General features: G+C 61.7%; 13 protein-coding genes. 9 read left to right on the forward strand and 4 right to left on the reverse strand.

Annotation, left to right across the window (positions count from 1 at the left end; all coding sequences use genetic code 11):
• From ACQKPZ_RS27475 to ACQKPZ_RS27505, 7 genes are all read left to right on the forward strand, one after another.
• On the forward strand, window positions 1–193 hold a 193-nt coding region (locus ACQKPZ_RS27475), incomplete at its 5' end, for a hypothetical protein (protein WP_427544321.1).
• A 53-nt stretch (window positions 194–246) separates the two neighbouring features.
• A complete protein-coding gene (locus ACQKPZ_RS27480) occupies window positions 247–1,185 on the forward strand; it encodes a 2-hydroxyacid dehydrogenase (RefSeq protein WP_427544324.1) in 939 nt (312 codons plus the stop codon).
• Window positions 1,186–1,236: 51 nt separating this feature from the next.
• Window positions 1,237–2,025 carry a PhzF family phenazine biosynthesis protein gene (locus ACQKPZ_RS27485; protein ID WP_427544327.1) on the forward strand — a complete coding sequence of 263 codons (789 nt, stop codon included), beginning with the start codon at window positions 1,237–1,239 and terminating at the stop codon, window positions 2,023–2,025.
• 162 nt (window positions 2,026–2,187) lie between these two features.
• Entirely contained in the window at window positions 2,188–2,595 is a 408-nt protein-coding gene (locus ACQKPZ_RS27490) for a GFA family protein (protein WP_427544347.1), read from the forward strand.
• An 88-nt stretch (window positions 2,596–2,683) separates the two neighbouring features.
• Window positions 2,684–3,625, forward strand: coding sequence for a DMT family transporter (locus ACQKPZ_RS27495; RefSeq protein WP_427544330.1), 942 nt, complete (start codon window positions 2,684–2,686; stop codon window positions 3,623–3,625).
• A gap of 39 nt (window positions 3,626–3,664) precedes the next feature.
• Window positions 3,665–4,003 (forward strand): FKBP-type peptidyl-prolyl cis-trans isomerase, encoded by a 339-nt coding sequence (locus ACQKPZ_RS27500; RefSeq protein ID WP_427544333.1) that lies wholly within the window; start codon window positions 3,665–3,667, stop codon window positions 4,001–4,003.
• A 235-nt stretch (window positions 4,004–4,238) separates the two neighbouring features.
• Window positions 4,239–4,901 carry a histidine phosphatase family protein gene (locus ACQKPZ_RS27505; protein ID WP_427544336.1) on the forward strand — a complete coding sequence of 221 codons (663 nt, stop codon included), beginning with the start codon at window positions 4,239–4,241 and terminating at the stop codon, window positions 4,899–4,901.
• Between the two features lie 157 nt (window positions 4,902–5,058).
• Here the strand turns inward: ACQKPZ_RS27505 and ACQKPZ_RS27510 are convergent, their stop codons facing one another.
• From ACQKPZ_RS27510 to ACQKPZ_RS27520, 3 genes are all read right to left on the reverse strand, one after another.
• Window positions 5,059–5,787, reverse strand: coding sequence for an aspartate/glutamate racemase family protein (locus ACQKPZ_RS27510; RefSeq protein WP_391133829.1), 729 nt, complete (start codon window positions 5,785–5,787; stop codon window positions 5,059–5,061).
• A gap of 16 nt (window positions 5,788–5,803) precedes the next feature.
• Window positions 5,804–7,336: an NCS1 family nucleobase:cation symporter-1 gene (locus ACQKPZ_RS27515; RefSeq protein WP_391133826.1), complete on the reverse strand. Its 1,533-nt coding sequence runs from the start codon at window positions 7,334–7,336 to the stop codon at window positions 5,804–5,806.
• Between the two features lie 455 nt (window positions 7,337–7,791).
• On the reverse strand, window positions 7,792–8,229 hold the full coding sequence (locus ACQKPZ_RS27520; RefSeq protein WP_043197208.1) for an Lrp/AsnC family transcriptional regulator: 438 nt from the start codon (window positions 8,227–8,229) through the stop codon (window positions 7,792–7,794).
• Between the two features lie 133 nt (window positions 8,230–8,362).
• Between ACQKPZ_RS27520 and ACQKPZ_RS27525 the strand changes: the two genes are divergently transcribed.
• Together ACQKPZ_RS27525 and ACQKPZ_RS27530 are read left to right on the forward strand one after the other, a co-directional pair.
• Window positions 8,363–9,259, forward strand: coding sequence for a DMT family transporter (locus ACQKPZ_RS27525; RefSeq protein WP_427544339.1), 897 nt, complete (start codon window positions 8,363–8,365; stop codon window positions 9,257–9,259).
• A gap of 99 nt (window positions 9,260–9,358) precedes the next feature.
• Entirely contained in the window at window positions 9,359–10,315 is a 957-nt protein-coding gene (locus ACQKPZ_RS27530; RefSeq protein ID WP_427544341.1) for a class I SAM-dependent methyltransferase, read from the forward strand.
• A gap of 124 nt (window positions 10,316–10,439) precedes the next feature.
• On the opposite strand, the gene ACQKPZ_RS27535 is transcribed toward ACQKPZ_RS27530, so the two are convergent.
• Complete coding sequence (locus ACQKPZ_RS27535; RefSeq protein WP_427544344.1) at window positions 10,440–11,438, reverse strand: sulfate ABC transporter substrate-binding protein; 999 nt, start codon at window positions 11,436–11,438, stop codon at window positions 10,440–10,442.
• Between the last annotated feature and the right edge of the window lie 211 nt (window positions 11,439–11,649).

Consider the following 11,649-nt stretch of genomic DNA (forward strand, 5'->3'; position numbering starts at 1 on the left):
ATCCATGCCCGTCACCTCCCTCCGCAATCCCTCCGCTCGGCCTCCTGAAGTCGCGAAGATCAAGATCAAGATCAAGATCAAGATCAAGATCAAGATCAAGATCAAGATCAAGATCAAGATCAAGATCAAGATCAACGGCGGAGCGGAGGGGGGGCGGCGGTACAGTACAGTTTTACCTTGTTATTTCTATTGACTGTACTGGTTGCTCATTCCGCATAATGATCCTTCGAATTGACCGGAGGTGACATGCGCAAAACAGTCCTGGTACTGGTGGAAACCGTCGACGATTACCTGCCCTTGCTGGAGCAGGCCGGCTACCGCCTGATACGCGCCCCCTCGCCGCAATTGCGCACCGCCGTCATCCAGCAACACGCCAATGAAATCGATGCCGTACTGACTCGCGGCCCGCTGGGCCTCACTGCCACCGAAATCGATGCCTTGCCCAACCTGCAGATCATCTGCGTAATCGGCGCCGGCTACGAGCAAGTCGATATGGCCGCTGCCGCCGCTCGCGGTATCGCCGTTACCAATGGCGCCGGTGCCAATGCCAACGCAGTCGCCGACCACACCCTTGCCCTGCTACTCGCGCTGCTGCGCGATATCCCCCACGCTGATGCCAGCACCCGCCGTGGCGAATGGAACCGCGTCATCAGCCCCTCGGTAAGTGGCAAGCGCCTGGGCATCCTGGGCCTGGGTGCCGTCGGGCAGGCGATTGCCAAGCGCGCCAACCTGGGCTTCGACATGTCCGTCAGTTACCACAGCCGCACGCCGCGCGAAGAGGTGCCCTACACCTGGTACGACAGCCCGCTGCAACTGGCCGCTGCCGTCGACATCCTGGTCGTGGCCACCCCCGGTGGCGCCAACACCCAGCACCTGGTCGATGCCCAAGTGCTGGAGGCCCTGGGCGCCGAGGGCTACCTGGTGAATATCGCCCGTGCCAGCGTTGTCGACACGCATGCGCTGGTCACCGCACTGCAGCAGGGCCAACTGGCAGGTGCCGCGCTGGACGTGTTCGATGACGAGCCGGCCGTGCCCGACGCCCTCAAGGCGCTTGGCAACACCGTGCTCACGCCCCACGTAGCCGGCCAGTCACCGGATGCCGCACGCGACACGGTGACCTTGGTACTGCGTAACCTGCAGGCATTCTTTGCCGGTGAACCAGTCTTGACCCCGGTTCGCCCGTAAACCTTTTTCAGCCATCTGCCTGGCAACACCCGGGCAACAAGGAGTGTGTGCATGCAACTCGAAATTTTCCAGGTCGATGCCTTTTCTGCCGAACCGTTCGGTGGCAACCCGGCCGCAGTGATCCCGCTGCAAAGCTGGCTGCCGGACGATGTGCTGCAGCGCATTGCCGAAGAAAACAACCTGTCGGAAACCGCCTATTTCGTGCGCAACGGCGAAACCTTCGACCTGCGCTGGTTCACCCCGACCGTAGAAGTTGACCTGTGCGGCCACGCCACCCTGGCGTCGGCTTATGTGCTGTTCGAGCAACTGGGCGAGCAGGCGCAAGTGCTGCGCTTCAATACCCGCAGTGGCGAATTGCGTGTCAGCCGTAATGCCGATGGGTTGCTGGCCATGGACTTTCCGGCCAAACAACCGGTTGCCGTGGACATCCCAGCAGGGTTGCTGCAAGCGCTGGGCTTGAGCCAGGCGCAGGCGGTGTACCAGAGCGACGACTATGTGGTGGTGATCGATGATGCATTGTTGCTCGACACACTCAAGCCAGACTTCGTTGCACTGTCGGCCTTCGATGTGCGCGGCATAGCCGTAACCGCAGCAGGACGTGGCTTTGATTTCGTCACCCGTTGGTTCGGCCCCAACGTTGGTGTGAACGAAGACCCGGTGACGGGTTCGGCGCACACCTCGCTGGCGCCAGTGTGGGCCGAGCGGCTGGGCAAGCAGGTGCTGGCGTGCGAGCAGGGTGGGGCGCGCAAAGGGCAGCTGTTGTGTGAAGTGCCGGGGAATAGCCGGGTGATCATCAGTGGGCGGGCGGCGTTGTACTTGCGCGGAACTGTCTATATTTAACAGGCTGACACCGTCTGCCTGTAGGAGCGGCCTTGTGTCGCGATCGGGCCGCAACGCGGCCCCTCGATTTTCGCGTTGATGCGTCAATCCGGGGCTGCTTTGCAGCCCATCGCGACACAAGGCCGCTCCTACATGGCCCAACCCCTGTTCAAGGAGCCAGCCATGGCCCTGGAAAAACACGGCACCTGCCTGTGCGGCGCCACCCGGCTTACCGTCACCGTCGACAATACCCACATCAGCGCCTGCCATTGCAGCATGTGCCGCAAGTGGACCGGTGGCCCGCTGCTGGTGGTTGATTGCAGCAAGCCCCCGCTGATCGAGGGGCGTGCACCAAGCGTCTACGATTCGTCCGACTGGGCACAGCGCGCTTTTTGCGGCCAGTGTGGCACGCACCTGTACTACCGGCTCAAGGCCAACGACTTCCATGCCATACCGGTCGGCCTACTCGATGGCGACCAGGAGTGGGATTTCAACATGCAGATTTTCGTGGAAGAGAAACCCGCCTGGTACTGCTTTGCCAACCAGACCAAAGAGCTGACCGGCCAGGAGGTGTTCGAGCAGAACAGCTGATGGTGGTCTGTCGCCCCTGTGTATTCATTTTTTGCCCGACACGCCGCATACAGGTAGCCTGCGCTCATCTTCAAACAGGAGCAGACACGTGAAACGCGGTGTGATGTACGCCGGCATGGCCGGTGCGTTGTGGGGCATGGTGCTGATGGTTCCCGAGCTGCTGCCCGAGTTCAACCCGATGCTGCTGAGCAGCGTGCGCTACCTGATGGTCGGGGTGATTTCGTTGCTGCTGGCGCTGCCGATGGCGCGCCAGTTACGCCAGCTGACGGCAAGCGATGCGTGGATGCTGCTGCGTTTGGCAGTGATCGGCAACCTGGTGTACTTCGTGTTGCTGGTGGCGGCGATCCAGCGGCTGGGTGTTGCCCCGGCTTCGCTGATCGTCGGCGTGTTGCCGCTCACCATCACCCTGTATGGCCGCAACGACAGCGGCGCGGTGCCCCTGGCGCGGCTGGTCGGCCCGCTGGCGCTGATTCTTGCCGGCATGCTGTGCATCAACCTGGAAACCTTCGCGTTTGCCCCCGGTGCTATCGGCGACAAGCTGATGGGCCTGTTTTACGCGCTGGCGGCCCTGGCCTGCTGGACCTGGTACGCCGTGCAAAACAGCCGCTACCTCAAGCAGTGTGGCCATTTCGACAGCCATCAGTGGTCGGTGCTGTGTGGGGTGATGACTGGCCTGGCCAGCCTGTTGATGGTCGCCGGGCTTGCGCTGTGGCAGCCGCAGCAATTGCAGGTTGAAGCGCCCATGTCGCGCTGGTGGTTGTTCTGGGCGGCCAGCCTGGGCTGCGCGGTGCTGGGTTCATGGCTGGCGATGGCGTTGTGGAATGCCGCATCCAAACGCTTGCCGTTGACCCTGAGCGGGCAACTGATTGTGTTCGAGACCCTGTTCGCGCTGCTGTATGCCTTCCTGTGGCGGCAGACCGGGCCGAGCCTGCTGGAAGCCGCGGCAATCGTGCTGGTGGTTGGCGGTGTACTGTGGTCGATGCGCCAGCATGAAACGCCACGTGAGCTTGCCAAACCGGTGCATTCCTGAGAAAAGGGCGCCTTTGTTTTCCCGCATTGGAGTGTGCCCGTGAGCCAAGAATTGCAGATCATCGACCTGGTAGTGGGTGATGGCAAAGCCGCCGTCAAAGGCGCCCTGATCACTACCCAGTACACCGGCTGGCTGGCCGATGGCAGTGAGTTCGATTCGTCCTGGTCGCGCGGCAAACCGTTCCAGTGCGTGATCGGCACCGGCCGGGTGATCAAAGGCTGGGACCAGGGCCTGATGGGCATGCGCGTGGGCGGCAAGCGCAAGCTGCTGGTGCCGGCACATTTGGGCTATGGCGAACGCAGTGTAGGGGCGATCCCGCCGAATTCGGACCTGACGTTTGAAATTGAACTGTTGGAAGTGCTGACACGGGATGATTGAGCGCCTGCAGTGCAACCCCAGGTTCTTGCACCTTACACAATTGCGCAACACCCATCCCGTAACTTAGGCCTTGCCTAGGGAACGGCATTCACCTCCAGGGAGGAACCAAACGGGTTCGGGGCACTCTGACCCTCACGCGTTGCCAAGGATGGCATTCACTACACGGTCGCCCTGCAACGGATGGGGCGATGTGGCGGGTAACCCGATTTTTTTACTGCCACACGAGCCTGCCTTGATGAAGTTGCCAACATTCCTCCACCGTCGCCGTCACTTGCTGCTGAGCCTGGTGCTGACAGCTGTCGCAGTACCGCTGGCTCTGGAGGCTGTCGAAAGCCGCGCGCAACCGGTGGATGGCACCCAGACCCTGGTGTTTCTGCGCCATGCCGAAAAGCCGGGCGAGGGGCTGGGCCAGTTGAACTGCCAGGGACTCAACCGTGCGCTGGACCTGGCCACGCTGCTGCCCGAGCGTTTCGGCAAGGCAGACTTCGTGTTTGCCGCCAACCCCTCACGGCATGTCGAGGAAGGCAGCAAGGATGAAAGCTACAGCTACATTCGCCCGCTGATGACCATTACCCCCAGCGCCATCCGTTTGGGCCTGCCGGTGAACATCGACTATGGCGCCAACGACACCGATGAATTGGCGGATGAGTTGCTAAGCGACAAATACCGCAATGCGACCGTCTATACCGCGTGGTCCCACGGTTACCTCCCGGAGCTGATCAATACCGTGGCGGGCAAGGCCCTGGGTGAAGATCGGGTAATTACCCAGGACTGGAACGGCGATGACTTCGACACCCTCTACGTACTGACCCTGACCTGGCATGACGGCAAGGCCAGTCTGCTGAGCCGCAACGTGCGGCAGGGTTTGAATGACGGGGCGCATAGCTGCCCGACCTAAGGGTTTCAGTCATGGCCTGTGGCAGTGCAGCGGTTTGCCTGTACCGGCCTCTTCGCGGGCAAGCCCGCTCCCACAGGAAAACCACAAGCCTGAAGACCGTGGGATCCCTGTGGGAGCGGGCTTGCCCGCGAAGAGGCCGGTACGGGCAAGTAAAGGACTAGCGGCCGAACCGCATCGGCCAACCCACCACCTTCTTCACCCTCGGCGTGGCATAAGTGCGCACCTTGGATGTACTCAACCCCATCCGCACCAGCGATTCGGCAATGGTTACCGCCGCACTCACGCCATCAACCACCGGCACTCCGGTACGCTGGCGAATCTGTTCATCCAGCCCGGCCATGCCGCCACAACCCAGGCAGATCACCTCGGCCTTGTCGTCACGCACGGCCCGTTCGGCCTGCTCGACGATTGCCTCCACGGCCCGCTGTGGGTCGGCTTCCAGTTCCAGCACCGCCAGCCCGCTGGCTCGCACGGAGGCGCAGCGGTCATACAGGCCGGACAGCTTCAGACGGTCCTCGATCAGCGGCACGGTGCGGTCCAGCGTGGTCACCACCGAGTAGGCATGGCCCAGGTACATCGCCGTGCTGGCGGCCGCATCGGTAATGTCCACCACCGGTACATCCAGCAATTCCTGCAAGCCTTCACGGCCATGTTCGCCGTAACCGGCCTGGATCACGGCATCGTAGGGGCCTTCGTAGGCGAGTACCCGGTCCATCACGGCAATGGCGGCCAGGTAGCTTTCGAAGTTGCCTTCCACCGATTCGGCGCCGAACCACGGTGTCAGGCCGATGATTTCAGTACCGGGGGCGGCCACGCTGCGGGCCTGCTCGGCGATGGCTTCGGTGATGGCTTCTGTGGTGTTGACGTTGGCGATCAGAATACGCATGGGTAATCCTCCCTGATCAGTGGCTGCTGTGGTCGACGGCAATGCATTCGCCGCTGACATCGTGGTAGTGGCGGTTGCGCGGGGCGATCAGCAGGTACAGCGCAGCGGCGATGCCGGCCCCGATCAGCCAGGAGAACGGCGCGATGCCATGGAAGTTCGGCACCAGGGCCAGGACAATGGCCAACAGTGCGGCGGGCACGAAGGCGGCCACGGCGCGCAGGTTGATGCCCTTGCTGTAGTGGTAGGCGCCGGTGGGGTGTTCGGTGTACAGCTCCGGCACGTTGATGCAGCCTTTGCGCAGCAACCAGTAGTCGGACATGATCACCCCGTACAGCGGGCCCAGCAGGGCGCCCAGGCCGGAGAGGAAGTACACGATCACCAGCGGGCTGTTATACAGGTTCCACGGCAGGATCAGCACGGCCACGGTGGCGCTGATCAGCCCGGCGCGGCGGAAGTTGAGGTGGCGCGGGGCGAGGTTGCTGAGCACGAACGCCGGGGCGACAAAGTTGGCCATGATGTTCACCGCCACGGTGACGATCAGGAAGGCCAGGCAACCGAGCACCAGGAACGCTGTGCTGGGAATGGCGGCGACGATCTGCGTCGGGCTGTCGATGATCTGGCCATTGATCTGGAACTGCGCGCCGCACAGCACCACCGTGATCACGGCGAACACCAGGATGTTCACCGGCAGCCCCCAGAAGTTGCCTACGCGTATGGTCTTGCGGCACGGCGAAGAGCGGGCGAAGTCACAGAAGTTCAGCACCAGGGTGCCGTAGATCGCCAGCCACAGGGCGCCGCCGGCGAAGATATTGCGCCACATCTCATACCCGGTGAGCGGCTCGGCCACCGACCAGGCGATGCGTGCGTCGGCCCTGAAGTACATGAACACGGCCAGCGCAGCCACGGTCAGCAGGATGACCGGGCCGGCAAAGCCTTCATAGCGGCGCACCATTTCCATGCCGTAGGCCAAAATCACCAGCTGTACCAGCCAGATCGACACGAAGCACACCCAGCCCAGGCTCGACAGGCCAAGGATGCTGTCCTGATCATAGGCGGCCACTTGCGGCCACACGGCGGTGAGCAGCACACGTAGCACCACCGAGGCCAGATAGGTCTGGATGCCGAACCAGGCAATGGCGATGACGGCGCGGATCAGCGCCGGAATCTGCGCGCCGTGGATGCCGAAGGCGATGCGGCTGATGACCGGGAACGGTACCCCGGTTTTCTGCCCCATGTAACCGGACAGGTTCATGAAGAAGTACACCAGCGCCGCGCCAATCGCCAGCGACAACAGGATTTGCCAGCCACCCAGGCCGAGGGCGAACAAGCCCATGGCGAACGAATAGTTGGCGATATTGTGCACATCGTTTGTCCACAACGCGAAGATGCTGTAGCCACCCCAGCGGCGGCCCTCGATGCGCGTCGGGGCGAGGTCGCGGTTATGCAGGCGTGGGCTAAGCGCCAGTGTCGGCTGGCTGCCGGCAAGTGTGGAAGCGGGGTGGGTGCTGGCGACGGATTGTTCAGGGGCAAGGTCGAGGCTGCTACTCATTCCGGCGGCTCCTGATGCACAGTGACTGCGATGAGCGGGCATGCGCACGGGCTCGCCATCTCGTCGGTGCAGCTTGGCATCACAGGGTTCTGGGCGCGGCGGCCGGGATTGGACCGGCGTCGCGGGTTCTTGTGTATTTATGTTTTGTTTGGTTTGTATACAAAACACGAGGACACAAAAGCGAGTTCCATGCCAAGGAAAGAGCAGGCGTTAAAGGCCTATCATTTCAAATACGTGGCTTCGAAAGATAAGTTCATGAATTTAAGTGATTATAAGTTGACCAAATAAACAGGTTTAAATTTTTAGACTGATAATTAGTTGATCAAGTGGTCAAAATTAGTTGCAGGGTAGTGTGTAACGTATTGGGGCGTTACCGGAGAAAGTGCACACAAAAATGGCACTTAAGGTGACATTCCTGTGTACAAAAAATAGTCAGGTTTTTCTGTCCCGGCCCCTCAATCCATCGGCGGCAGCCGCCGTTTCACCGGGCTCTTCTTGATGATTGCGGTGTTGGTCTCGGCCAGCACATTGATGCGGTCGAGCAGGGTGTCCAGTTGCTCCATCGAGCGCACATGCAGCCTGGCAATGAAGCAGTCCTCGCCTGTAACCTTGTCGCACTCGGTGAACTCGGGGATGGCGATGATTTGCCGCTCCACCTCCTGCAACTGCCCCGGCAGCGGGCGAATGCGCACGATGGCCTGCAACTGGTAACCAAAGGCGCGCGGGTCGACCTCCACGGTGTAACCGCGCAGCACGCCGCGTTCCTCCAGGCGGCGCAGGCGTTCGCTGACACTGGGCGCGGACAGCCCGCTGACCTGCGCCAGGGCCTTCAGCGAGCGGCGCGAGTCTTCCATCAGTGCATTGATCAAGAGTTGGTCGATGGCATCGGTCATGGTCACCTCGTCAGGTAAATCACGTTATTTGCCTTGATAGTAAAGGTAAGGTTGCAGATTTGCCTTGGTTATCCGCTGGAGGGTGAGGCTGCAACCTTTGCATACTGTTGCCATCGTCAACGGGAGGTGTGAGATGGACAGTTCATTGCGCCGTGGCTCGCTGGAAATGGTCGCTGCCATGCTGATTTCCGGGACTATCGGCTGGTTCGTGCTGGTGTCTGGCCAGCCGGTGCTTGAGGTGGTGTTCTGGCGCTGCGTGTTTGGCGCCGTGACCCTTCTGATGATATGCGCCGCGTTCGGCTTTTTGCGGCTGGGGGTGATCAGCCGCACGGCGTTCCTGTTGGCGATTGCCAGTGGTGTGGCCATTGTCGGCAACTGGGTGCTGTTGTTTGCTTCGTATTCACGGGCGTCGATCGCCATCGGCACGGCGGTGTACAACGTGCAGCCGTTCATGCTGGTGGGGCTGGCGGCAGTGTTTCTGGGCGAAAAGATTACCCTGGCCAAGGTCACCTGGCTGAGTGTTGCCTTCCTTGGCATGCTGGCCATCGTCAGTGCCCATGGTGCAGGGCAGGGTGGTGGTGAAGACTATCTGCTGGGCATTGCCCTGGCGCTGGGGGCGGCGTTTTTGTATGCCATTGCGGCGTTGATCATCAAGCGGCTGAGCGGCACCCCACCGCACCTGATTGCACTGATCCAGGTGACCACCGGGGTGCTGCTGCTGGCGCCGTGGGTCAAGTTGGGTGGGTTGCCGGGTGAAGTGCCGGCACTGGCCAGCTTGCTGACGCTGGGCATGGTGCATACAGGGTTGATGTATGTGCTGTTGTACAGCGCCATCCAGCGCTTGCCTACGGCGTTGACCGGGGCGCTGTCGTTCATTTACCCGATTGCGGCAATTCTGGTGGATTGGGTGGCGTTCGGGCACCGGTTGGCACCGCTGCAATGGGTTGGGGTTGGCTTGATCCTGCTGGCAGCGGCTGGGATGCAGCAGGGGTGGTGGTTCCGGCCGACACGGGTTGCAGTCAAGCCTTGAGCTGACCTTGCTGGCCTCTTCGCGGGTACTGCACATGCCTTAAGACCTGTGTGGTCACTGTGGGAGCGGGTTTACCCGCGAAGAGGCCAGCAAGGTAGAATGCCGCTCTTTGCCAGCTTGCGACCCACCATGACTTCGCCAATCCACACCCTGGAGCAACACCTGCTCGCCGCCCTTGACCCTGCGCCGCAGGAAACCCGCCGCCTGTTCCACGGCCGTGGCCGCTGCTGGGCGGGCCTGGAGCAGGTCACCGTCGACTGGCTGCAAGGTGTGTTATCGGTCGCTTTGTTCCGCGAGATGCCCGAAGGGCAGTTGGCCGAGCTGGAAACCATGCTGCGCAATCTGGCCCAGCGCCCGCAATGGGCCGGCCAGGCCATCCTCATCCAGCACCGCTACCTGCCCGACAGCCCCGGCCAGTGGCTGCTGGGCGAGCCGTGCCAGCAGCGCGAGGTGGTCGAAGACGGCCTTACCTACCTGTTGGACCTGGGCGTGCGACAGAACAATGGCCTGTTCCTCGACATGCGCTACGGCCGGCGTTGGGTGCGCGAGCAGGCGGCGGGCAAGCGCGTGCTGAACCTGTTTGCCTACACCTGCGGCTTTTCGGTAGCGGCGATTGCCGGCGGTGCCGAGCAGGTGGTGAACCTGGACATGGCCAAGTCGGCGTTGTCTCGCGGCCGGGACAACCACCGCCTGAATGGTCACGATGCCTCGCGGGTGGCGTATCTGGGGCATGAGTTGTTCAAGTCATGGGGCAAGGTGCGCAAGTACGGGCCTTACGACCTGATCATCATCGACCCGCCTACCTTCCAGCGTGGCAGCTTTGTGCTGACCCAGGATTACGCGAAGATCCTGCGGCGTCTGCCGGAGTTGCTGAATGCGGGGGGAGCGGTGCTGGCGTGTGTCAACGACCCGGGTATCGGGCCGGAATTCCTGATCGAGGGGATGGCGGAGCAGGCGTCTTCGTTGGTGTTTGTCGAGCGGCTGGAGAACCCGCCGGAATTTCCGGATGTGGACCCGGCTGGCGGGCTGAAGGCCTTGGTATTCCGTCAGGGTTGATGTTGCCTGGCCGGGCCCCTTCGCGGGCCAGCCCGCTCCCACAGGATTGTCGTAGGCCTGGGTTTTGCACTATTCCTGTGGGAGCGGGCTTGCCCGCGAAGGGGCCGGATCTGCCTATATCAAATTACTGACCGGTATAGATCTGGTCAAACACGCCACCATCATTGAAGTGGGTCTTCTGCACGGTGCGCCAGTCACCAAAAGTTTTCTCCACCGACAGGAAGTCCACTTTCGGGAACCGGTCGGTGTACTTGGCCAGCACCGTTGCATCGCGCGGGCGCAGGTAGTTCTGTGCGGCAATTTCCTGGGCAGCTGGCGACCACAGGTATTTCAGGTATTCCTCGGCCACGGCCTGGGTGCCTTTCTTGGCCACCACCTTGTCGACCACACTAACCGGTGGTTCGGCTTCGGCCGACACGCTCGGGTAAACCACTTCGAACTGGTCGCGGCCGAACTCGCGGGCGATCATTTCGGCTTCGTTCTCGAAGGTAACCAGCACATCACCAATCTGGTTGGTCATGAACGTGGTGGTGGCGGCACGGCCACCGGTATCCAGCACCGGCGCCTGCTTGAACAGCTTGCCGACGAAGTCACGGGCCTTGGCCTCGTCACCGCCTTGCTTGAGCACATAGCCCCAGGCGGACAGGTAGGTGTAGCGGCCGTTACCCGAAGTCTTCGGGTTGGGCACGATCACCTGCACGCCGTCCTTGAGCAGGTCGGGCCAGTCTTTCAGGGCTTTCGGGTTGCCCTTGCGCACGATGAACACGGTGGCCGAAGTGAACGGCGCGCTGTTGTTGGGCAGGCGGCTCACCCAGTTGTCCGGCACCAGCTTGCCATTGTCGGCCAGGGCGTTGATGTCGGTGGCCATGTTCATGGTGATCACGTCGGCCGGCAGGCCATCGATCACTGCACGCGCCTGCTTGCTGGAGCCGCCGAAGGACATCTGCACGTTGACCTTCTCTTTGTGCTCGGCTTCCCAGTGCTTCTGGAAGGCCGGGTTGTAGTCCTTGTAGAAGTCGCGCATCACGTCGTAGGAGACGTTGAGCAGGGTCGGGGCGGCCTGGGCGATGTTGCCCAGGGCCAGGCCTGCGGCGAGCAGCGAGGCGGTGAAGAGTTTTTTCACGTTGCTTCCTTGTTCTTGAAGGTTATTGGGGCAGATTGCCAGCGACTATAGCGGGTGGCTTGAAGGGGGTTAAAGAACAAAAAACACTTTGGTTATGCCGTCGCCTGCTCTGGCCCTTTCGCGGGTAAACCCGCTTGTATGGTAGGACTTGAAGGGAGGAGGAGGGTCATAACTCGCTTCTGACTGTTCGCGCAGTACAGACCGTGGGAGA

The organism is Pseudomonas sp. NPDC089547 (assembly GCF_050280665.1).
In the GTDB taxonomy this organism is placed as follows: domain Bacteria; phylum Pseudomonadota; class Gammaproteobacteria; order Pseudomonadales; family Pseudomonadaceae; genus Aquipseudomonas.